Annotated in this window: 18 protein-coding genes; all 18 read left to right on the forward strand. The window is 60.6% G+C overall.

Annotation, left to right across the window (positions count from 1 at the left end):
• Positions 1-107 precede the first annotated feature (107 nt).
• The 18 genes from purB (at position 108) to nuoN (ending at position 21,380) form a co-directional block, all read left to right on the forward strand.
• The gene (purB, locus tag ACIQAL_RS08795) at positions 108-1,478 is read left to right on the forward strand and encodes an adenylosuccinate lyase (protein WP_166594812.1); all 1,371 of its coding nucleotides are present in this window, start codon (positions 108-110) and stop codon (positions 1,476-1,478) included.
• Positions 1,479-1,562: 84 nt separating this feature from the next.
• Positions 1,563-2,729, forward strand: a complete 1,167-nt coding sequence (locus tag ACIQAL_RS08800) for a cupin domain-containing protein (RefSeq protein ID WP_341963465.1) — start codon at positions 1,563-1,565, stop codon at positions 2,727-2,729.
• Entirely contained in the window at positions 2,722-3,147 is a 426-nt protein-coding gene (locus ACIQAL_RS08805; RefSeq protein WP_341963464.1) for a GNAT family N-acetyltransferase, read from the forward strand. The genes ACIQAL_RS08800 and ACIQAL_RS08805 overlap by 8 nt, the downstream gene beginning before the upstream one ends.
• Before the next feature lie 169 nt (positions 3,148-3,316).
• Positions 3,317-4,105, forward strand: coding sequence for a secretin N-terminal domain-containing protein (locus ACIQAL_RS08810; RefSeq protein WP_401144495.1), 789 nt, complete (start codon positions 3,317-3,319; stop codon positions 4,103-4,105).
• Between the two features lie 531 nt (positions 4,106-4,636).
• On the forward strand, positions 4,637-5,962 hold the full coding sequence (aceA, locus tag ACIQAL_RS08815) for an isocitrate lyase (RefSeq protein ID WP_341963461.1): 1,326 nt from the start codon (positions 4,637-4,639) through the stop codon (positions 5,960-5,962).
• Between the two features lie 485 nt (positions 5,963-6,447).
• Positions 6,448-6,861 (forward strand): NADH-quinone oxidoreductase subunit A, encoded by a 414-nt coding sequence (locus ACIQAL_RS08820; protein ID WP_108239282.1) that lies wholly within the window; start codon positions 6,448-6,450, stop codon positions 6,859-6,861.
• 10 nt (positions 6,862-6,871) lie between these two features.
• On the forward strand, positions 6,872-7,546 hold the full coding sequence (locus ACIQAL_RS08825) for an NADH-quinone oxidoreductase subunit B family protein (RefSeq protein ID WP_074755324.1): 675 nt from the start codon (positions 6,872-6,874) through the stop codon (positions 7,544-7,546).
• Between the two features lie 72 nt (positions 7,547-7,618).
• A complete protein-coding gene (nuoC, locus tag ACIQAL_RS08830; protein ID WP_401144498.1) occupies positions 7,619-9,400 on the forward strand; it encodes an NADH-quinone oxidoreductase subunit C/D in 1,782 nt (593 codons plus the stop codon).
• 2 nt (positions 9,401-9,402) lie between these two features.
• On the forward strand, positions 9,403-9,900 hold the full coding sequence (nuoE, locus tag ACIQAL_RS08835; protein WP_341963455.1) for an NADH-quinone oxidoreductase subunit NuoE: 498 nt from the start codon (positions 9,403-9,405) through the stop codon (positions 9,898-9,900).
• On the forward strand, positions 9,897-11,258 hold the full coding sequence (nuoF, locus tag ACIQAL_RS08840) for an NADH-quinone oxidoreductase subunit NuoF (protein ID WP_401144500.1): 1,362 nt from the start codon (positions 9,897-9,899) through the stop codon (positions 11,256-11,258). The genes nuoE and nuoF overlap by 4 nt, the downstream gene beginning before the upstream one ends.
• A 138-nt stretch (positions 11,259-11,396) precedes the next feature.
• Positions 11,397-14,114 (forward strand): NADH-quinone oxidoreductase subunit NuoG, encoded by a 2,718-nt coding sequence (nuoG, locus tag ACIQAL_RS08845; protein WP_401144502.1) that lies wholly within the window; start codon positions 11,397-11,399, stop codon positions 14,112-14,114.
• Complete coding sequence (gene nuoH, locus ACIQAL_RS08850) at positions 14,111-15,100, forward strand: NADH-quinone oxidoreductase subunit NuoH (RefSeq protein ID WP_166594803.1); 990 nt, start codon at positions 14,111-14,113, stop codon at positions 15,098-15,100. The genes nuoG and nuoH overlap by 4 nt, the downstream gene beginning before the upstream one ends.
• An 11-nt stretch (positions 15,101-15,111) precedes the next feature.
• Positions 15,112-15,660, forward strand: coding sequence for an NADH-quinone oxidoreductase subunit NuoI (gene nuoI / locus ACIQAL_RS08855; RefSeq protein WP_062380730.1), 549 nt, complete (start codon positions 15,112-15,114; stop codon positions 15,658-15,660).
• A gap of 9 nt (positions 15,661-15,669) precedes the next feature.
• Positions 15,670-16,170: an NADH-quinone oxidoreductase subunit J gene (gene nuoJ / locus ACIQAL_RS08860; protein ID WP_062380728.1), complete on the forward strand. Its 501-nt coding sequence runs from the start codon at positions 15,670-15,672 to the stop codon at positions 16,168-16,170.
• A 4-nt stretch (positions 16,171-16,174) separates the two neighbouring features.
• Entirely contained in the window at positions 16,175-16,486 is a 312-nt protein-coding gene (nuoK, locus tag ACIQAL_RS08865) for an NADH-quinone oxidoreductase subunit NuoK (RefSeq protein ID WP_166594802.1), read from the forward strand.
• Complete coding sequence (nuoL, locus tag ACIQAL_RS08870) at positions 16,483-18,330, forward strand: NADH-quinone oxidoreductase subunit L (protein ID WP_401144505.1); 1,848 nt, start codon at positions 16,483-16,485, stop codon at positions 18,328-18,330. Before nuoK ends, nuoL begins: the two co-directional genes overlap by 4 nt.
• A 52-nt stretch (positions 18,331-18,382) precedes the next feature.
• Positions 18,383-19,915, forward strand: a complete 1,533-nt coding sequence (nuoM, locus tag ACIQAL_RS08875; RefSeq protein ID WP_341963446.1) for an NADH-quinone oxidoreductase subunit M — start codon at positions 18,383-18,385, stop codon at positions 19,913-19,915.
• A gap of 7 nt (positions 19,916-19,922) precedes the next feature.
• On the forward strand, positions 19,923-21,380 hold the full coding sequence (gene nuoN, locus ACIQAL_RS08880; protein WP_401144507.1) for an NADH-quinone oxidoreductase subunit NuoN: 1,458 nt from the start codon (positions 19,923-19,925) through the stop codon (positions 21,378-21,380).
• The last annotated feature ends 731 nt before the right edge of the window (positions 21,381-22,111 follow it).

The raw sequence follows: 22,111 nt of genomic DNA on the forward strand, positions 1-22,111 counted from the left end.
TTACGCACACACGGCGCGATCCATCTCAGTCAGTCGGCCTCGGCTGACCCGAATTTTCATGTATGATACGCGCCCCATTTCGTTGCCCGACTGTCCGAGAGCACCCCATGCAGCTTTCTTCGCTCACTGCGGTTTCCCCTGTAGACGGCCGCTACGCCGGCAAAACCCAGGCCCTGCGCCCTATATTCAGCGAATACGGCCTGATCCGTTTCCGCGCCCTCGTCGAGGTTCGCTGGCTCCAGCGCCTGGCGGCACACCCGCAAATCCCTGAAGTCCCGGCGTTTTCCGCCGAAGCCAACGCCATCCTCGACGCACTGGCCGATGACTTCGCCCTCGAACACGCCGAGCGCGTGAAAGAAATCGAGCGCACCACCAACCACGACGTCAAGGCGATCGAATACCTGCTTAAAGAGCAGGCGGCCAAATTGCCGGAGCTGGCCAAGGTCAGCGAATTCATTCACTTCGCCTGCACCAGCGAGGACATCAACAACCTGTCCCACGCGCTGATGCTGCGCGAAGGCCGTGACACCGTGCTGCTGCCGCTGATGCGTCAGATCGCCGAGTCGATCCGCGAGCTGGCGATCCGTTTCGCCGCCGTGCCGATGCTGTCGCGCACCCACGGCCAGCCTGCCTCGCCGACCACCCTCGGCAAAGAGCTGGCGAACGTCGTCTACCGCCTGGAGCGTCAGATCGCTCAAGTCGCCGCCGTTCCGCTGCTGGGCAAGATCAACGGCGCCGTCGGCAACTACAACGCGCACCTGTCGGCCTACCCGGACATCGACTGGGAAGCCAACGCCCGCGCCTTCATCGAAGGCGAGCTGGGTCTGGGTTTCAATCCGTACACCACGCAGATCGAACCGCACGACTACATCGCCGAACTGTTCGACGCCATCGCGCGCTACAACACCATTCTGATCGACTTCGACCGCGACATCTGGGGCTACATCTCCCTCGGTTACTTCAAGCAGAAGACCGTCGCCGGCGAAATCGGCTCGTCGACCATGCCGCACAAGGTCAACCCGATCGACTTCGAAAACTCCGAAGGCAACCTGGGCATCGCCAACGCGCTGTTCCAGCACCTGGCGAGCAAGCTGCCGATTTCCCGCTGGCAGCGCGACCTTACCGACTCCACCGTCCTGCGCAACCTCGGTGTGGGCTTCGCTCACAGCGTGATTGCCTACGAAGCGAGCCTCAAGGGCATCGGCAAGCTGGAGCTGAACGAGCAGAAGATCGCCGCTGATCTGGACGCGTGCTGGGAAGTCCTGGCCGAGCCGATCCAGACGGTGATGCGTCGCTACGACATCGAGAATCCGTACGAGAAATTGAAAGAGCTGACACGCGGCAAGGGCATCAGCCCAGAGGCGTTGCAGACTTTCATCGACGGCCTGGACATGCCTGCCGAAGCCAAGGCCGAGCTGAAAAAGCTCACCCCGGCCAACTACATTGGCAACGCCGTGGCACAAGCCAAGCGTATCTGATCCAGCCGCACACGCTCTGAACGCCCGGCTGAGCCGGGCGTTTTTATTCCAGTCTGAAAAACACGTTTTTTCAATAGGTTACACATGAATCCTGATATTCCTGTTCAGCTGCTTGGTGGCATTACAGCGCGTGAGTTCCTGCGCGATTACTGGCAGAAAAAACCCCTGCTGATCCGCCAGGCGATCCCGGACTTCGAAAGCCCGATCGACGCTGACGAACTGGCCGGCCTGGCCCTGGAAGAAGAGATCGAGTCGCGCCTGATCATCGAAAACGGCGTGCGTCCGTGGGAACTGCGTCGCGGCCCGTTTGCCGAAGACGAGTTCAGCAAGCTGCCGGAAACCGAGTGGACCCTGCTGGTTCAGGCCGTCGACCAATTCGTGCCAGAAGTGGGCGAGCTGCTCGACAACTTCCGCTTCCTGCCGAGCTGGCGCATTGATGACGTGATGATCAGCTATGCCGCACCGGGTGGCAGCGTTGGCCCGCACTTCGACAACTACGACGTATTCCTGCTACAAGGCCACGGCAAGCGGCACTGGAAAATCGGCCAGATGTGCGACACCGACAGTCCGCTGCTGGAGCATGCCGACCTGCGCATCCTCGCCGACTTCCAGGGCACCGATGAGTGGACGCTGGAACCGGGCGACATGCTGTACCTGCCGCCGCGTCTGGCCCACTGGGGCGTTGCCGTCGACGACTGCTTGACCTATTCGGTCGGTTTCCGCGCCCCGAGCGCGGCGGAAGTGCTGACCCACTTCACCGACTTCCTCAGCCAGTTCATGTCGGACGAAGAGCGTTACACCGACGCCGACGCGCAACCGGTCAGCGACCCGCACGAAATTCAACGCGACGCGCTGGATCGCCTGAAGGCCCTGCTCGCCGAACACATGAGCGACGAGCGCCTGCTGCTGACCTGGTTCGGCCAGTTCATGACCGAGCCGCGCTACCCGGAAATGGTCGTCGGGCCTGAGTTGGACGACGCCGAACTGCTCGACAGCATGGAACAGGGCGCGATCCTGATTCGCAACCCGAGCGCACGCCTGGCATGGTCCGAAGTCGACGAAGACCTGCTGCTATTCGCCAGCGGCCAAAGCCGTCTGCTGCCCGGTCGTCTGCGCGAGCTGTTGAAACTGGTCTGCTCGGCCGATGCACTGCATATCGACAATCTGGGCCAATGGCTGGCAGATGACGATGGTCGCAACCTGCTCTGTGAGCTGGTCAAACAAGGAAGTCTGGGGTTTGCTGATGAATAAGATCCACGTACGGGTAGCCGACTGGCAGAAAGACAACGCCGACATCCGGCGTATTCGTGAAGCTGTGTTCATCGCCGAGCAATCGGTGCCGCCCGAACTGGAATGGGACGCCGAAGACGCAGGCGCACTGCATTTTCTGGCACTGGAAGGCGACTACCCGATTGGCACGGCCCGGCTGCTGCCGGACGGCGAGATCGGGCGATTGTCGGTCCTTAAAGACTGGCGCGGCCTGAAAGTCGGCGATGCGCTGCTCAACTTCGTCATTGCCGAAGCGGAAAAGCGCGACCTCAAGGAGCAGAAACTCAGTGCCCAAGTGTACGCCACGGCGTTTTATGAGCGTTTTGGCTTTACCGTGGTGAGTGAAGAGTTCCTCGAAGCCGGCCTGCCTCACGTGGACATGGTGCGCAGCTCGCGCTAAACCGGCGATCTCGCGCACACTGAACGCCCCGCCGCCCTCGCCCTGGCTGACTATGCTGAGACAAGGACGCCGGGGCGTTCTGCTGTCTGCGATTCAATTTGGCCGTGTGCAGGCCGACAAACTGTCACACTCAACGCTTTGATGCGCCCCCTTCGCGGAGATCACACCGATGTCGTTACGCACCCTGCTCGCTTCAGTGCTGTTGGCTTGCAGCTTCACGGCGGTTGCCGCCACCGAAGTCATTCCCTTGAATTACCGCACCAGCGACGACCTGATGCCCACCGTGAAATCCTTTCTCGGCAACGAAGGCACCGTGAACGCCTACGGCAATAAGCTGATCGTCAACGCCGAGCCGGCGAAAATCGGCGAGCTCCGCGACCTGTTGTCTCAGCTCGACACCGCGCCGAAACGCCTGATGATCAGCGTCGACACCAGCGACAACTCGGTCCAGAACGATCAAGGCTATTCGGTCAACGGCACCGTGCGCTCACAAAATGGCCGCGTCAGTGCCGACGGTAAAACCCGGATCATTAATTACGGCACTGCCAGTCGTGACGGCGGCGTGCAACAGGTGCAGGCCAATGAAGGCACCCCGGCACTGATCCAGGTTGGTCAGAGCATTCCGATCACCAATGTGCAGACCGACTCATACGGCTATGCACAGACCAACACCCAATACCGCAACGTCACCCGCGGCTTCTACGTCACAGCCACGATTACTGGCGACATCGTTCACCTGAACATCAGCACCAACAACGACCGCATGAGCCAGCAACAGGCCGACGCGATCAAGGTGCAGAGCACAGACACGCAAGTCAGCGGGCGATTGGGCGAATGGATCACCCTCGCCGGGGTCAGCGACCAGTCCCGCGCCGACGAGCAGGGCATCACCCGCCGGTATTCGACCCAGGGCCGCGACGACATGACCCTGCGCGTGAAGGTCGATAGTCTGGACTGAGCGCCTACTGAGACGCCGCTCCCACAGTCTTAGGCCGTGCAAACCCGCAACCCCGCATGACACACCCTTCCCTCACTCAATATGTAGTGCCATTCAGAGCACTACATCTCGCCTGCTTCCCGTGACCACCCAGTATTCCCGCCGACTCCCCCGTACCAGCACCTCCGAGCCCGAAACTGACTGATGAGTCGTATTAGACGAAAGATGTAGTGCACTGAAAATATCACTACAAAACGTTTGACGACGAAAAAAAGCCGAGGCATGATGGCCTCGCTACCGCAGAAAAGAAGGTTTTGCAGAACGCAGCAGAATCGCGCCTGAACTCAACAAGATCGAGCCGATTCGCATCTTTTAAGCCCAAAAGGCCGTTTCATCGCCTCACTACCGTGATCGCGAACAAACACCCCGATTGCAACGCATGCTTTCCGATTTCGTGAGCACCCAAAAGTGCGCCTTGAAGAAACCTCAGGCGCTGACAGAGCAACGAGCTTCACCTCTAGACCCACAAGACCAAGCGACGAGGTTTACCCCATGGCACTGACACGCGAACAACACATTGCAGCCATCGAGAAAGACTGGGCCGAGAATCCACGCTGGAAAGGCGTGACCCGCACCTACTCCGCTGCTGACGTCGTCCGCCTGCGTGGCTCGATCCAGCCAGAACACACGTTCGCCAAATTGGGCGCTGAAAAGCTCTGGAACCTGGTGACCCAAGGCGCGAAACCGTCCTTCCGTCCCGACAAAGACTTCGTCAACTGCATGGGCGCCCTGACCGGCGGCCAGGCCGTGCAACAAGTGAAGGCCGGCATCCAGGCGATCTACCTGTCCGGCTGGCAAGTGGCCGCGGACAACAACTCCGCCGAATCGATGTACCCCGACCAGTCGCTGTACCCGGTGGACTCGGTGCCGACCGTGGTCAAGCGCATCAACAACTCGTTTCGCCGCGCTGACCAGATCCAGTGGAAAGCCGGCAAGAACCCGGGCGATGAAGGTTACATCGACTACTTCGCGCCGATCGTGGCGGACGCCGAAGCCGGTTTCGGCGGCGTACTGAACGCCTACGAGCTGATGAAAAGCATGATCGAAGCAGGCGCTGCAGGCGTGCACTTCGAAGACCAACTGGCCTCCGTGAAGAAATGCGGCCACATGGGCGGCAAGGTGCTGGTACCGACTCAGGAAGCCGTGCAGAAGCTGGTGGCTGCACGCTTGGCGGCTGACGTCGCTGGCGTTCCGACCATCATCCTGGCCCGCACCGACGCCAACGCGGCGGACCTGCTGACCTCGGACTGCGACCCGTACGACAAGCCGTTCGTGACCGGCACCCGCACTCCGGAAGGCTTCTACAAAGTGCGCGCCGGTCTGGATCAGGCCATCGCTCGCGGTCTGGCGTATGCGCCGTATGCCGACCTGATCTGGTGCGAAACCGCCAAACCGGACCTGGACGAAGCCCGTCGTTTCGCCGAGGCGATCAAGAAGGAATACCCGGATCAACTGCTGTCGTACAACTGCTCGCCGTCTTTCAACTGGAAGAAGAACCTGGACGACGCGACCATCGCCAAATTCCAGCGCGAGCTGTCGGCGATGGGCTACAAGCACCAGTTCATCACTCTGGCGGGCATCCACAACATGTGGCACAGCATGTTCAACCTGGCGCACGACTACGCCCGCAACGACATGACCGCCTACGTGAAGCTGCAAGAGCAGGAGTTTGCTGACGCCGCCAAAGGCTACACCTTCGTGGCGCACCAGCAGGAAGTGGGCACCGGCTACTTCGACGACATGACCACCGTGATTCAAGGCGGCCAGTCCTCGGTCACCGCGCTGACCGGCTCGACCGAAGAAGAACAGTTCCACTGAGTACAACGCGTCATGCAGAGGCCGCCCCTTGGCGGCCTTTGTCATTTGTGGGCATTTAATCTCCTACTCAAGTAGTAGGTCATCAGTCGATAGACATGACGAATGGATCTGCAAAAGTTAATAAGAAAGATCGCCTATTAGCTCGTCATTTGACGGAAGCTGTTACGCCAACTTCATCACCTCACGGCGACAGGGAGAAAAGGAAGTTTCAAATGATAGTAATTATCATTTAACCCCTCACTTTTTCTTTACCGTTTACAGAAAACATAATTAACGAAATGAGCTGTAATGCCCGTGTTCAGAGGCCCTAAGCACGTAATCCGTGATCTGGCTCATTAATCCCGTGAATAAATTTGATGTAGAAAATTTACTTGCCCCTGTTTTGCACATAAAATCCCGTGATTGATCGCTCTGCGACATATCGTCACTGCCTCTACTTCTTTTTCAAGCTCAGAGACCTTTGCTCTCTGCTAAGGATTGCCAGCATGTCCGAATCGACAGGTTTGATTGCCCACAACTGGGGCTTCGCCATTTTCCTTTTGGGCGTCATCGGCCTCTGCGCATTCATGCTCGGTCTCTCCAGCCTGCTCGGTTCCAAAGCCTGGGGTCGCAGCAAGAACGAACCGTTCGAATCCGGCATGCTGCCTACAGGCGGCGCCCGCCTGCGGCTCTCCGCAAAATTCTATCTGGTCGCGATGCTGTTCGTGATTTTCGATATTGAAGCCCTCTTTCTGTACGCCTGGTCTGTGTCCGTCCGCGAAAGCGGCTGGACCGGCTTCGCCGAAGCTCTCGTTTTCATAGCAATTCTGTTGGCAGGTCTTGTCTACCTATGGCGGGTAGGGGCGCTCGATTGGGCTCCCGTTGGTCGTCGTAATCGGCAGGCGAAGCTAAAACAATGAGGCTTTGGCAATGCAATACAATCTCACCAGGATCGACCCCGATGCTCCTAACGAGCAGTATCCGATTGGCGAACGGGAAACCGTTTCCGATCCGTTAGAGGATCAAGTTCACAAAAACATCTTCATGGGCAAGCTCGAAGACGTGCTGAGCGGTGCTGTCAACTGGGGTCGCAAGAACTCCCTTTGGCCGTACAACTTCGGTCTGTCTTGCTGCTACGTGGAAATGACCACCGCCTTCACGGCGCCTCACGACATCGCGCGCTTTGGCGCCGAAGTCATCCGGGCATCGCCGCGTCAGGCCGACTTCATGGTCATCGCCGGCACCTGCTTCATCAAGATGGCCCCGATCATCCAGCGCCTTTACGAGCAAATGCTCGAACCTAAATGGGTCATTTCCATGGGTTCGTGCGCCAACTCCGGTGGCATGTATGACATCTATTCCGTTGTGCAGGGCGTGGACAAGTTCCTGCCTGTCGATGTCTACGTGCCCGGCTGCCCGCCCCGCCCAGAGGCATTTCTGCAAGGCCTGATGCTGCTGCAGGAATCCATTGGCCAGGAGCGACGTCCTCTGTCCTGGGTCGTCGGCGACCAAGGCGTGTACCGCGCCGAGATGCCGTCGCAAAAGGAACAGCGCCGCGAACAGCGTATCGCGGTGACAAACCTGCGCAGCCCCGACGAAGTCTGATCCAGTTTTCTTTACAAAAAGAAGCCTGAACCTGGGTTCATTCTGTACGTTGACCGATAGCGATCGAGACCTATGACTGCAGACACCGCTCTGTACATCCCGCCTTACAAGGCTGACGACCAAGAGGTCGTCGTTGAATTGCACAACCGTTTTGGCGCCGACGCGTTCACTGCCCAATCCACCGTCACTGGCATGCCAGTGCTGTGGGTGGCGCGCGCCAGACTGTTCGAAATCCTGACGTTCCTGCGCAACGTGCCAAAGCCGTACTCGATGCTGTACGACCTGCACGGCGTCGACGAACGCCTGCGCACAAAGCGTCGTGGCTTGCCAGACGCAAACTTCACCGTGTTCTACCACCTGCTGTCGGTAGAGCGTAATAGTGACGTCATGATCAAAGTGGCCTTGTCCGAGGGCGACCTCAGCGTGCCGACCGTCACCAGCATCTGGCCGAACGCCAACTGGTACGAGCGCGAAGTGTGGGACATGTTCGGGATCGACTTCCCGGGCCACCCGCACCTGAGCCGCATCATGATGCCGCCGACCTGGGAAGGTCACCCGCTGCGCAAGGACTACCCTGCCCGCGCCACCGAATTCGACCCGTACAGCCTGACGCTGGCCAAACAGCAACTGGAAGAGGAAGCCGCGCGTTTCCGTCCGGAAGACTGGGGCATGAAGCGTTCCGGCACCAACGAGGACTACATGTTCCTCAACCTGGGTCCGAACCACCCTTCCGCTCACGGTGCATTCCGTATCGTGCTGCAGCTGGACGGCGAAGAGATCGTCGACTGCGTGCCTGACATTGGCTACCACCACCGTGGTGCCGAGAAGATGGCCGAGCGTCAGTCCTGGCACAGCTTCATTCCGTACACCGACCGTATCGACTACCTCGGCGGCGTGATGAACAACCTGCCGTATGTGCTCTCGGTCGAGAAGCTGGCCGGCATCAAGGTGCCGGAGAAGGTCGACGTCATCCGCATCATGATGGCCGAGTTCTTCCGGATCACCAGCCACCTGCTGTTCCTGGGTACGTACATCCAGGACGTCGGTGCGATGACCCCGGTGTTCTTCACCTTCACCGACCGCCAGAAAGCCTACACCGTGATCGAAGCCATCACCGGTTTCCGTCTGCACCCGGCCTGGTACCGCATCGGTGGCGTCGCTCACGACCTGCCACGCGGCTGGGACAAGCTGGTCAAGGATTTCGTCGAATGGCTGCCGAAACGCCTGGACGAATACACCAAGGCTGCGCTTCAGAACAGCATCCTCAAGGGCCGTACCATCGGCGTCGCCGCCTACAACACCAAAGAGGCCCTGGAGTGGGGCGTCACCGGTGCCGGGCTGCGTTCCACCGGTTGCGATTTCGACCTGCGCAAGGCGCGCCCGTACTCGGGTTACGAGAACTTCGAATTCGAAGTGCCGCTGGCGCACAACGGCGATGCCTATGATCGTTGCATGGTCCGCGTCGAAGAGATGCGCCAGAGCATCAAGATCATCGACCAGTGCATGCGCAACATGCCGGAAGGCCCGTACAAAGCGGATCACCCGCTGACCACGCCGCCGCCGAAAGAGCGCACCCTGCAGCACATCGAAACCTTGATCACGCACTTCCTGCAAGTTTCGTGGGGCCCGGTCATGCCGGCCAACGAATCCTTCCAGATGATCGAAGCGACCAAGGGCATCAACAGTTATTACCTGACGAGCGACGGCGGCACCATGAGCTACCGTACCCGGATTCGCACCCCAAGCTACCCGCACCTGCAGCAGATCCCTTCGGTGATCAAAGGCAGCATGGTCGCGGACTTGATCGCGTACCTGGGTAGTATCGACTTCGTTATGGCCGACGTGGACCGCTAAGCATGAACAGCACGCTTATCCAGACAGACCGTTTCGCCTTGAGCGAATCCGAGCGCTCGGCCATCGAGCACGAAATGCATCACTACGAGGACCCGCGCGCGGCGTCCATCGAAGCCCTGAAGATTGTCCAGAAGGAACGCGGCTGGGTGCCGGACGGCGCGATTTACGCCATTGGCGAAGTGCTGGGCATCCCCGCCAGCGACGTTGAAGGTGTGGCCACGTTCTACAGCCAGATCTTCCGTCAGCCTGTGGGCCGTCACATCATCCGCGTCTGCAACAGCATGGTCTGCTACATCGCCGGTCACGAAGACATCGTCGGCGAAATCCAGAACAAGCTGGGCATCGGCCTGGGGCAGACTACTGCCGATGGCCGCTTCACGCTGCTGCCGGCCTGCTGCCTGGGCAATTGCGACAAGGCGCCGGCGGTCATGATCGACGACGACACTTTCGGCAATCTGCAGCCTGCTGGCGTTGCCCAGCTGCTGGAGGGTTACGTATGACCATCACTTCCTTCGGCCCGGCCAACCTGATCCAGCGCACGCCGGAAACCCACCCGCTGACCTGGCGCCTGCGCGACGACGGCGAGCCCGTGTGGTTCGACGAATACGTGGCCAAAGACGGCTACGCGGCTGCCCGCAAGGCCTTCGCCCAGCAGTCGCCTGACGAAATCGTGCAGTCGGTCAAGGACTCCGGCCTCAAGGGTCGCGGCGGTGCAGGCTTCCCCACGGGCGTGAAGTGGGGCCTGATGCCCAAAGACGAATCCATGAACATCCGCTACTTGCTGTGCAATGCGGACGAGATGGAACCGAACACCTGGAAAGACCGCATGCTGATGGAGCAACTGCCCCATCTGCTGGTAGAAGGCATGCTGATCAGTGCCCGCGCGCTGAAGGCCTACCGGGGCTACATCTTCCTGCGTGGCGAATACGTCACCGCTGCCAAGCACTTGAACCGCGCCGTGGCTGAAGCCAAGGCGGCAGGCCTGCTGGGCAAGAACATCCTGGGCACCGGTTTCGACTTCGAACTGTTCGTCCACACCGGCGCCGGGCGTTACATCTGCGGTGAAGAAACCGCACTGATCAACTCCCTGGAAGGCCGTCGCGCCAATCCGCGCTCCAAGCCGCCCTTCCCTGCCGCCGTCGGCGTGTGGGGCAAACCGACCTGCGTAAACAACGTCGAAACCCTGTGCAACGTCCCGGCGATCGTGAACTACGGCAACGACTGGTACAAATCGCGGGCCCGCGAAGGCAGCGAAGACCACGGCACCAAGCTGATGGGCTTCTCCGGCAAGGTGAAGAACCCCGGCATCTGGGAATTGCCATTCGGTCTGCCAGCACGCGAGCTGTTCGAAGACTACGCGGGCGGCATGCGCGATGGCTTCAAGCTCAAATGCTGGCAGCCCGGCGGTGCCGGTACCGGCTTCCTGTTGCCTGAGCATTTGGACTGCGCCTTCTACGCCGGTGGCGTGGCCAAGGTCGGCACCCGAATGGGTACGGGCCTGGCGATGGCGGTGGACGACAAGGTCAACATGGTGTCGCTGCTGCGCAACATGGAAGAGTTCTTCGCCCAGGAGTCGTGCGGTTTCTGCACCCCTTGCCGCGATGGCTTGCCATGGAGCGTGAAGATGCTGCGCGCCCTCGAAAATGGCCAGGGTCAACCGGGCGATATCGAGACGCTGCTGGGGTTGGTCAACTTCCTCGGCCCAGGCAAGACTTTCTGCGCCCACGCACCGGGCGCCGTGGAACCTCTGGGCAGCGCGATCAAATACTTCCGCTCGGAATTCGAAGCCGGTATCGCACCTCAACGTGCGGCACCCGGTCTCGTTCCCGGCAAAGCACCGACCATCGTCGGCGCATAAAAAGACTGACCGGTCGATAAGCCTGAAAGCCTGTCGACCTTTGCCCCGGTTGCGCCTCACTGGCTGTTTGAACCGTGGCAGCACCGAGATTCCATTAGCCACGCCCGCTGACACCGGGCCAACGAAGAACTTTGAACCATGGCTACTATCCACGTAGACGGCAAAGCGCTCGAAGTCGATGGCGCAGACAACCTGTTACAGGCCTGTCTGTCGCTGGGGCTCGACATCCCTTATTTCTGCTGGCATCCAGCCCTTGGCAGCGTTGGCGCCTGTCGCCAGTGCGCGGTCAAGCAGTACACCGACGAGAACGACACCCGTGGTCGTATCGTCATGTCCTGCATGACCCCTGCCACGGACAACACCTGGATTTCCATCGACGACGACGAGTCCAAGGCGTTCCGCGCCAGCGTCGTCGAATGGCTGATGACCAACCACCCGCACGACTGCCCGGTCTGCGAGGAAGGTGGTCACTGCCATTTGCAGGACATGACCGTGATGACCGGCCACAACGAGCGCCGGTATCGCTTCACCAAACGCACCCACCAGAACCAGGAGCTGGGCCCGTTCATCGCGCATGAGATGAACCGCTGCATCGCCTGCTATCGCTGCGTGCGCTTCTATAAAGACTACGCCGGCGGCACCGACCTCGGCGTGTTCGGCGCCCACGACAACGTGTACTTCGGTCGCGTTGAAAGCGGCACGCTGGAAAGCGAGTTCTCCGGCAACCTCACCGAGGTCTGCCCGACCGGTGTGTTCACCGACAAGACCCACTCCGAGCGCTACAACCGCAAATGGGACATGCAGTTCTCGCCGAGCATCTGCCACGGCTGCTCCAGCGGTTGCAACATCAGCCCCGGCGAACGTTACGGCGAAATCCGCCGCATCGAGAACCGCTACAACGGTTCGGTGAACCAATACTTCTTGTGTGACCGTGGCCGTTTCGGCTATGGCTACGTCAACCGCACTGACCGTCCACGTCAGCCGCTGCTGGCCCAAGGCAACGTCAAGCTGAGCCTGGACGAAGCACTGGACAAGGCCGCCGACCTGCTGCGCGGTCGCAATATCGTCGGCATCGGTTCGCCACGTGCCAGCCTGGAAAGCAACTTCGCCCTGCGCGAACTGGTCGGTGCCGAGCATTTCTACTCGGGCATCGAAGCCGGTGAGCTGGAGCGTGTGCGTCTGGTCGTTCAGGTTCTGAAAGACAGCCCGCTGCCGATCCCGACCCTGCGTGAAGTCGAAGAGCACGACGCCGTGTTCATCCTCGGCGAAGACGTCACCCAGACCGCCGCACGCATGGCCCTGGGCCTGCGTCAGTCGGTGAAAAACAAGGCTGAAGACATGGCCGCTGCGATGAAAGTCCAGCCATGGCTCGACGCCGCCGTGAAGAACATCGGTCAGCACGAACTGAACCCGCTGTTCATCGCCAGCCTCGCTGACACCCGTCTGGACGACGTCGCCGAAGAGTGTGTACACGCCGCTCCCGACGATCTGGCCCGCATCGGTTTTGCCGTGGCCCACGCCATCGATCCAAGCGCCCCGGCGGTTGCGGGTCTGGACGCCGAAGCGCTGGAACTGGCCGGTCGTATCGCTGAGGCCCTGCTGGCCGCCAAGCGTCCGTTGATCGTGTCCGGCACTTCGCTGGGTTCCAACGCGCTGATCGAAGCCGCTGCCAACATCGCCAAGGCCCTGAAACTGCGCGACAAGAACGGCTCCCTGAGCCTGATCGTGCCGGAAGCCAACAGCATGGGCCTGGCCCTGTTCGGTGGTGATTCGGTCGATGCCGCGCTGGATCAAGTGATCTCGGGCAAGGCAGACGCCATCGTCGTGCTGGAAAACGACCTGTTCACCCGCGTTGACGCGGCCAAGGTCGACGCCGCTCTGAAGGCTGCGAAAGTAGTGATCGTCGCCGATCATCAGAAGACCGCGACCACTGACCGTGCCGACCTGATCCTGCCCGCCGCGAGCTTCGCCGAAGGCGACGGTACGCTGATCAGCCAGGAAGGTCGCGCCCAGCGCTTCTTCCAGGTCTATGATCCGACCTACCTCGACGCCAGCATCCAGATCCACGAAGGCTGGCGCTGGTTGCACGCCCTGCGTGCGACCCTGCTGAACAAGCCTGTGGACTGGACGCAACTGGACCACGTCACCGAAGCCGTCGCCGCGAGCAATGCGCAACTGGCCGGTATCGTCGGTGCCGCCCCTTCCGCCAGCTTCCGTATCAAAGGCCTGAAACTGGCCCGCGAACCGCTGCGTTACAGCGGCCGGACGGCCATGCGCGCCAACATCAGCGTGCATGAACCGCGTACCTCGCAGGACAAGGACACCGCGTTCTCGTTCTCGATGGAAGGTTACTCGGGCTCCGCCGAACCGCGCTCCCAGGTGCCTTTCGCCTGGTCGCCGGGCTGGAACTCCCCACAAGCGTGGAACAAGTTCCAGGACGAAGTCGGTGGTCACCTGCGGGCGGGCGATCCGGGCGTCCGCCTGATCGAAAGCAGCGGCGACAAGCTGAGCTGGTTCGCAGCCGTGCCTCGCGCCTTCTCCCCTGCCCAGGGCACCTGGCAGGTCGTGCCGTTCTTCCACCTGTTCGGCAGCGAGGAAAATTCCTCGAAAGCCGCGCCGGTTCAAGAGCGTATCCCTGAAGCCTACGTCGCACTGGCCAAGTCCGAAGCGGACCGCCTGGGCGTCAACGACGGTGCCTTGCTCAGCCTCAACGTTGCCGGTCAGACCCTGCGTCTGCCACTGCGCATCAATGAGGAACTGGGTGCAGGTCTGGTGGCACTGCCATCGGGTCTGGCCGGCATTCCTCCGGCCCTGGCCGGGAAAACCGTTGAGGGTCTGCAGGAGGCAGCACAATGACGTGGTTTACCCCTGAAGTGATCGACTCGATCATCGCGGTCCTCAAGGCCATCGTGGTGCTGCTCGCCGTGGTGGTCTGCGGCGCGCTGCTCAGCTTCGTCGAACGTCGTCTGCTGGGCTGGTGGCAGGACCGTTACGGTCCGAACCGCGTCGGCCCGTTCGGTATGTTCCAGATCGCTGCGGACATGCTGAAGATGTTCTTCAAGGAAGACTGGAACCCGCCCTTCGTCGACAAGATGATCTTCACCCTGGCGCCGGTCGTGGCCATGAGTGCGCTGCTGATCTCGTTCTCGATCATCCCGGTCACCCAGACCTGGGTGGTCGCCGACCTGAACATCGGCCTGCTGTTCTTCTTCGCCATGGCCGGTCTGTCGGTCTACGCGGTGCTGTTCGCCGGCTGGTCCTCGAACAACAAGTACGCCCTGCTGGGCAGCTTGCGTGCCTCGGCACAAACCGTGTCGTACGAAGTGTTCCTGGGCCTGTCCCTGATGGGCATCATCGTGCAGGTCGGTTCGTTCAACATGGGCGACATCGTTCAGTACCAGGCCGATCACCTGTGGTTCATCATTCCGCAGTTCTTCGGCTTCTGTACCTTCTTCATCGCTGGCGTCGCCGTGACTCACCGTCACCCGTTCGACCAGCCGGAAGCGGAACAGGAACTGGCCGACGGTTACCACATTGAATACGCCGGCATGAAGTGGGGCATGTTCTTCGTCGGTGAGTACATCGGCATCATCCTGATCTCGGCGCTGCTGGTGACCCTGTTCTTCGGTGGCTGGCACGGCCCGTTCAACATCCTGCCGCAACTGTCGTTCATGTGGTTCGTCCTGAAAACCGCGTTCTTCATCATGCTGTTCATCCTGCTGCGCGCTTCTATCCCGCGTCCGCGTTATGACCAGGTGATGGATTTCAGCTGGAAGTTCTGCCTGCCACTGACCCTGATCAATTTGCTAGTGACCGCTGCGGTCGTCTTGGCGGCTCAGTGAGGATTTGACCCATGTTCAAATATATTGGCGACATCGTTAAGGGTACGGGTACCCAGCTACGCAGCCTGATCATGGTCTTCGGCCATGGCTTCCGTAAGCGCGACACCCTGCAATATCCGGAAGAAGCGGTTTACCTGCCACCGCGTTACCGTGGCCGTATCGTCCTGACCCGCGATCCCGACGGCGAAGAGCGCTGCGTGGCGTGCAACCTGTGCGCCGTGGCCTGTCCGGTCGGCTGCATCTCGCTGCAGAAGGCCGAGACCGAAGACGGTCGCTGGTACCCGGACTTCTTCCGCATCAACTTCTCGCGTTGCATCTTCTGCGGTCTCTGTGAAGAAGCCTGCCCGACCACCGCGATCCAGCTCACGCCGGATTTCGAAATGGCCGAGTTCAAACGTCAGGATCTGGTGTACGAGAAGGAAGATCTGCTGATCTCCGGTCCCGGCAAGAACCCTGACTACAACTTCTACCGCGTTGCGGGGATGGCAATCGCTGGCAAGCCGAAAGGCGCTGCGCAGAACGAAGCCGAGCCCATCAACGTCAAGAGCTTGCTGCCTTAAGGAAGAAAGATGGAATTCGCTTTCTATTTCGCATCCGGCATTGCTGTTGTAGCCACCCTTCGGGTGATTACCAACACGAACCCGGTGCACGCCCTGCTCTACCTGATCATTTCGCTGATCGCCGTGGCCATGACGTTCTTCAGCCTCGGCGCGCCGTTCGCCGGTGCCCTGGAAGTGATCGCCTACGCCGGTGCCATCATGGTGCTGTTCGTGTTCGTGGTGATGATGCTGAACCTGGGCCCGGCCTCGGTTCAGCAGGAACGCGCCTGGCTTAAACCCGGTATCTGGCTCGGCCCGATCCTGCTGGGCGGCTTGCTGCTGGCCGAACTGCTGTACGTGCTGTTCGCCAACTCCACCGGTGCCGGTATCGGTCACACCACGGTGGACGCCAAGGCCGTCGGCATCAGCCTGTTCGGTCCTTACCTGCTGGTTGTCGAACTCGCGTCGATGCTGCTGCTTGCTGCAGCCGTGACGGCGTTCCATGTCGGCCGCAACGAGGCGAAGGAGTAACCCCATGCACTCGACGATCCCCCTCGAACATGGCCTGGCGGTTGCCGGTGTCCTGTTCTGCCTCGGTCTGGCGGGCCTGTTGGTACGCCGCAACATTCTGTTCGTGTTGATGAGCCTGGAAGTGATGATGAACTCTGCCGCACTGGCCTTCGTCGTGGCGGGCAGCCGCTGGGCGCAGCCTGACGGTCAGATCATGTTCATTCTGGTGATCAGCCTTGCCGCAGCCGAGGCCAGCATTGGCCTGGCGATCCTGCTGCAACTGTATCGCCGCTTCCACACTCTCGATATCGACGCTGCCAGCGAGATGCGCGGATGAACCTACTCTTCCTGACGTTCGTATTCCCTCTGATCGGCTTTTTGCTGCTGTCGTTTTCGCGCGGCAAATGGTCGGAAAACCTGTCTGCCCTGATCGGCGTCGGCTCCATTGGCCTGTCGGCCATCGTCGCCGCCTACGTGATCTGGCAATTCAACGTCGCGCCGCCGGAAGGCGGTCACCTGACCCTGGTGCTGTGGCAATGGATGTCGGTTGACGGCTTCGACCCTAACTTCGCCCTGTACGTCGATGGCCTGTCCATCACCATGCTGGGTGTCGTGGTCGGCGTCGGTTTCCTGATCCACCTGTTCGCGTCCTGGTACATGCGCGGTGAAGACGGCTACTCGCGTTTCTTCTCCTACACCAACCTGTTCATTGCCAGCATGTTGTTCCTGATCCTGGGCGACAACCTGCTGTTCATCTACTTCGGTTGGGAAGGCGTGGGCCTGTGCTCGTACCTGTTGATCGGTTTCTATTACAGCAACCGCAACAACGGCAACGCCGCACTGAAAGCCTTCATCGTGACCCGCATCGGCGACGTGTTCATGGCCATCGGCCTGTTCATCCTGTTCCAGCAACTGGGCACGCTGAACATTCAGGAACTGCTGGTCCGTGCGCCTCAGCACTTCAAGGTCGGCGATTTCTGGATCGTGCTGGCGACCCTGATGCTGCTGGGCGGTGCGGTCGGTAAATCCGCGCAACTGCCGCTGCAAACCTGGCTGGCGGATGCGATGGCCGGTCCTACCCCGGTGTCGGCACTGATCCACGCCGCCACCATGGTGACCGCGGGCGTCTACCTGATCGCCCGTACCCACGGCCTGTTCGCCCTCGCGCCGGACATCCTGCACCTGGTCGGCATCGTCGGCGGTGTGACCCTGGTGCTGGCCGGTTTTGCAGCGCTGGTGCAGACCGACATCAAACGTATCCTCGCCTACTCGACCATGAGCCAGATCGGCTACATGTTCCTGGCGCTGGGTGTGGGTGCATGGGAAGGCGCGATCTTCCACCTGATGACCCACGCGTTCTTCAAGGCCCTGCTGTTCCTTGCCTCCGGTGCGGTGATCGTTGCCTGCCACCACGAGCAGAACATCTTCAAGATGGGTGGCCTGTGGAAAAAACTGCCACTGGCCTACACCAGCTTCATCGTCGGCGGCGCGGCCTTGGCGGCACTGCCGATCCTGACCGCAGGCTTCTACTCCAAGGACGAGATCCTCTGGGAAGCCTTCGCCAGCGGCCATCAGTATCTGCTCTACGCCGGTCTGGTCGGTGCCTTCATGACGTCGTTGTACACCTTCCGCCTGATCTTCATCGCCTTCCACGGCGAAGCGAAGACTGAAGCCCACGCTGGCCACGGGATTTCCCACTGGCTGCCGTTGAGCGTGCTAATCGTGCTGTCGACCTTCATCGGTGCCTGGATTCATCCGCCGCTGGCCGGCGTACTGCCGGAAAGCGCGGGTCACGCCGGTGGCGAAGCCAAGCACAGCCTGGAAATCGCCTCGGGCGCCATTGCCCTGGCCGGTATCCTGCTGTCCGCGCTGCTGTTCCTCGGCAAGCGTCGTCTGGTGACCGCCATCGCCAATAGCGGTCCGGGTCGTTTCCTGTCCGCCTGGTGGTTCGCGGCATGGGGCTTCGACTGGGTTTACGATTTGCTGTTCGTCAAACCTTACCTGGCTATCAGCCGTCTGTTGCGTGGCGACCCGCTCGACCACACCATCGGCCTGATCCCGCGTCTCGCGAAAGCCGGTAACACGTTGATGAGCCGCAGTGAAACCGGTCAGCTCCGCTGGTACGCCGCTTCGATCGCCGCAGGTGCCGTACTGGTACTTGGCGCGATTGTGCTGGTCTGATGAGTCGATCTGACATGAACCTTGCGACTTTGCGAAAGGAATTGAGCCCGTCATGATTCTGCCTTGGCTAATCCTGATCCCCTTCATCGGCGGCCTGCTGTGCTGGCAAGGTGAGCGCTTCGGCCCTACCCTGCCGCGCTGGATTGCGCTGCTGACAATGTCCCTCCTCACGGCCCTGGGCCTGTGGTTGTGGATGACCGGTACTTACAGCTACGCGCCAGCCCCTGGCGCCGATCCGACCTGGGCCGTTGAATTCAAGGCCCAGTGGATCCAGCGCTTCGGTATCAGCGTGCACCTGGCGCTGGATGGCCTGTCGTTGCTGATGATTCTCCTGACCGGCCTGCTGGGTATCCTCTCGGTACTCTGCTCGTGGAAAGAGATTCAGCGTAACGTCGGCTTCTTCCACCTGAACCTGATGTGGATTCTGGGCGGTGTCGTCGGCGTGTTTCTCGCCATCGACCTGTTCATGTTCTTCTTCTTCTGGGAAATGATGCTGGTGCCGATGTACTTCCTCATCGCGCTCTGGGGTCACAGCTCGGCAGACGGCAAGAAAACCCGTATCTACGCCGCGACCAAGTTCTTCATCTTCACTCAGGCCAGCGGCCTGATCATGCTGGTGGCGATCCTCGGTCTGGTGCTGGTGCATTTCAACCAGACCGGCGTGATCACCTTCGCCTACGCGGACCTGTTGAAGACCAAGCTGTCCCACAGCACCGAGTACATCCTGATGCTGGGCTTCTTCATCGCCTTCGCGGTGAAGCTGCCGATCGTGCCGCTGCACTCGTGGTTGCCTGACGCTCACGCCCAGGCGCCGACCGCAGGTTCTGTGGACCTGGCGGGTATCCTGCTGAAGACTGCTGCATATGGTCTGCTGCGTTTTGCCCTGCCGCTGTTCCCGAACGCCTCGGCGGAGTTCGCGCCGATTGCGATGATCCTCGGCCTGATCGGTATCTTCTACGGCGCCTTCCTGGCGTTCGCGCAGACCGACATCAAGCGCCTGATCGCCTTCTCCAGCGTCTCGCACATGGGTTTCGTGCTGATTGGTATCTACTCCGGCAGCCTGCAAGCGCTGCAAGGTGTGGTGGTTCAGATGCTGGCGCACGGTCTGTCGGCCGCCGCGCTCTTTATCCTCAGCGGTCAGCTGTACGAGCGCACCCACACTCGCGACATGCGTGAAATGGGCGGCCTGTGGAACAAGATCGCGTACCTGCCGGCCATCAGCCTGTTCTTCGCGGCCGCGTCGCTGGGCCTGCCAGGCACCGGTAACTTCGTCGGCGAGTTCCTGATCCTGATCGGCAGCTTCGTCCACGCCCCGTGGATCACGGCCATCGCGACGTCCGGCCTGGTGTTCGGTTCGGTGTATTCGCTGATCATGATCCACCGCGTGTACTTCGGCCCGGCCAAGACCGAGGAAATCCTCAAGGGCATGGACGGTCGGGAATTGATCATGGTGCTCGGCCTGGCCGTGTTGCTGGTCCTGCTGGGTATCGCCCCGCAGCACATTCTCGACACTTCCACGGCGACCATGCATGGCGTGCAGCAATGGCTCGGCACCGCCTTCACTCAACTCGCTTCGGCCCGGTAAGAGCGCTATGGACCTGACGATTCAACACTTTATTGCGCTGGCGCCGCTGCTGATTACCAGCATCACCGTTGTGGTGGTGATGCTGGGCATCGCATGGCGTCGCAATCACTCGCAATCGTTCCTGCTCACCGTGGCGGGACTCAACCTGGCATTGCTGTCGATTTACCCGGCCCTCAAGGTCGCGCCGCTGGTGGTCACTCCCCTGCTGCAGATCGACAGCTTCGCCCTGCTGTACATCGGCATCATCCTGATCTCGACCCTGGCGTGCGTCACCCTGGCACACGCCTATCTGGGTGAAGGCAAGGCGGGTTATCCGGGCAACCGCGAAGAGCTTTACCTGCTGATCCTGATGGCTGCGGCCGGTGCGATGGTGCTGGTCGCCGCGCAACACCTGGCCAGCCTGTTCATCGGTCTGGAACTGCTGTCGGTGCCGGTCTACGGTCTGGTGGCGTACGCCTTCTTCAACAAGCGTTCGCTGGAAGCCGGTATCAAATACATGGTGCTGTCGGCCGCCGGTTCCGCGTTCCTGCTGTTCGGCATGGCGCTGCTGTACGCCGACGCGGGCAGCCTGGGCTTCGCTGAAATCTGCAAGGCCCTCGCGGCCACCGGCATGCCAAGCCAGATGGCGAGCCTGGGTCTGGGCATGATGTTGATCGGCCTGGGCTTCAAGCTGTCGTTGGTGCCGTTCCACCTGTGGACCCCGGACGTGTACGAAGGCGCTCCTGCCCCGGTGGCGGCGTTCCTCGCCACCGCCAGCAAGGTCGCGGTGTTCGGTGTGCTGGTTCGCCTGTTCCAGATCTCCCCGGCAGCCACCAGCGGCGTGCTGACCGATGTCATGTCGGTCATCGCCGTCGCGTCGATCATCATCGGGAACCTGCTGGCCCTGACGCAGAACAACCTCAAGCGTCTGCTGGGTTATTCGTCCATCGCGCACTTCGGCTACATGATGATCGCGATGGTCGCCAGCAAAGGCATGGCGGTCGAGGCCATCAGCGTGTACCTGGTGACCTACGTGCTGACCAGCCTGGGTGCCTTCGGCGTGATCACCCTGATGTCGTCGCCGTACAGCGGTCGCGATGCGGATGCGCTGTTCGAATACCGTGGCCTGTTCTGGCGTCGTCCTTACCTGACGGCTGTCCTGACCGTGATGATGCTGTCGCTGGCCGGTATTCCGCTCACCACGGGCTTCATCGGTAAGTTCTACATCATCGCCACCGGCGTCGAAGCTCACCTGTGGTGGTTGACTGGCTCGCTGGTGATCGGCAGTGCGATCGGTGTGTTCTATTACCTGCGGGTGATGGTGACGCTGTACCTGCAAGACTCGAAGATCCAGCGCCACGACGCTCCATTCAACTGGGCGCAACGTGCGGGTGGTGTGATGCTGTTGGGGATTACGCTGCTGGCGTTTTTCCTGGGTGTCTATCCGCAACCGCTGTTGACGCTGGTGCAACACGCCGGGTTGTGAAGGTTCGGTGAGATGCAAAAAAGCCCTGCTCTTTAGCGGGGCTTTTTTATGGGTCGGGTTTTTGGGTGTATATCCATTGCTGCGGTAACGGCTACTACCGGTTCCGCCCTTACGGCGGGTCACTTTTGTCAAGAGCCACAAAAGTAACCAAAAAGGCCCTGCTCCTGGTTTGGCCCTGACTGCGTCAGGGTTCCCTCACTCCGGCGACGCTCCGTGGGCCCGCGCCGAACGGACATCCATGTCCTTGCGGCGCTCTCGCGGCATCCCTGCCGCTCGACCCACTCCGCATCGCCTGCGTTCGGCCTGCACCCAAGTCGCGTTCGGCGGTGTCTGGATATTCGCGTTAGAAAAGCTTTTTTCTGGCTGGAGCTAACGCTCTTCGCGAGTCAGGCGCTCACGTAATCTCTGTCCTACCTCAATCCCCCCTGTGGGAGCGAATTCATTCGCGAAAAGTGGCTCTGGCGATAGATATGTACCAGATGTACCAGATGTACCGGCCATTCGCGGTCGGTCGCCCACGTAATCTCTGTCATACCTCATTCCCCCTGTGGGAGCGAATTCATTCGCGAAAGATGGCTCTGGCGATGGAGATGTACTGGATGTACTGGATGTACCGGCCATTCGCGAATGAATTCGCTCCCACAGTTTGAGACCTGTGTCTGGATTAAAGCTCTGCGCACGTCATTACATCGCGAAGAGCGTTAGCTCCAGCAAGATGCTTTGATCTTAAG

Origin of the sequence: Pseudomonas sp. NPDC088368, assembly GCF_044753445.1 — a bacterium.
GTDB lineage: Bacteria > Pseudomonadota > Gammaproteobacteria > Pseudomonadales > Pseudomonadaceae > Aquipseudomonas > Aquipseudomonas bambusae.

Bases quoted from the DNA above. Each gene is read 5' to 3' on its own strand.
- purB (WP_166594812.1), top strand. From the start codon at position 108: ATGCAGCTTTCTTCGCTCACTGCGGTTTCCCCTGTAGACGGCCGCTAC.
- ACIQAL_RS08800 (WP_341963465.1), top strand. From the start codon at position 1,563: ATGAATCCTGATATTCCTGTTCAGCTGCTTGGTGGCATTACAGCGCGT.
- ACIQAL_RS08805 (WP_341963464.1), top strand. From the start codon at position 2,722: ATGAATAAGATCCACGTACGGGTAGCCGACTGGCAGAAAGACAACGCC.
- ACIQAL_RS08810 (WP_401144495.1), top strand. From the start codon at position 3,317: ATGTCGTTACGCACCCTGCTCGCTTCAGTGCTGTTGGCTTGCAGCTTC.
- aceA (WP_341963461.1), top strand. From the start codon at position 4,637: ATGGCACTGACACGCGAACAACACATTGCAGCCATCGAGAAAGACTGG.
- ACIQAL_RS08820 (WP_108239282.1), top strand. From the start codon at position 6,448: ATGTCCGAATCGACAGGTTTGATTGCCCACAACTGGGGCTTCGCCATT.
- ACIQAL_RS08825 (WP_074755324.1), top strand. From the start codon at position 6,872: ATGCAATACAATCTCACCAGGATCGACCCCGATGCTCCTAACGAGCAG.
- nuoC (WP_401144498.1), top strand. From the start codon at position 7,619: ATGACTGCAGACACCGCTCTGTACATCCCGCCTTACAAGGCTGACGAC.
- nuoE (WP_341963455.1), top strand. From the start codon at position 9,403: ATGAACAGCACGCTTATCCAGACAGACCGTTTCGCCTTGAGCGAATCC.
- nuoF (WP_401144500.1), top strand. From the start codon at position 9,897: ATGACCATCACTTCCTTCGGCCCGGCCAACCTGATCCAGCGCACGCCG.
- nuoG (WP_401144502.1), top strand. From the start codon at position 11,397: ATGGCTACTATCCACGTAGACGGCAAAGCGCTCGAAGTCGATGGCGCA.
- nuoH (WP_166594803.1), top strand. From the start codon at position 14,111: ATGACGTGGTTTACCCCTGAAGTGATCGACTCGATCATCGCGGTCCTC.
- nuoI (WP_062380730.1), top strand. From the start codon at position 15,112: ATGTTCAAATATATTGGCGACATCGTTAAGGGTACGGGTACCCAGCTA.
- nuoJ (WP_062380728.1), top strand. From the start codon at position 15,670: ATGGAATTCGCTTTCTATTTCGCATCCGGCATTGCTGTTGTAGCCACC.
- nuoK (WP_166594802.1), top strand. From the start codon at position 16,175: ATGCACTCGACGATCCCCCTCGAACATGGCCTGGCGGTTGCCGGTGTC.
- nuoL (WP_401144505.1), top strand. From the start codon at position 16,483: ATGAACCTACTCTTCCTGACGTTCGTATTCCCTCTGATCGGCTTTTTG.
- nuoM (WP_341963446.1), top strand. From the start codon at position 18,383: ATGATTCTGCCTTGGCTAATCCTGATCCCCTTCATCGGCGGCCTGCTG.
- nuoN (WP_401144507.1), top strand. From the start codon at position 19,923: ATGGACCTGACGATTCAACACTTTATTGCGCTGGCGCCGCTGCTGATT.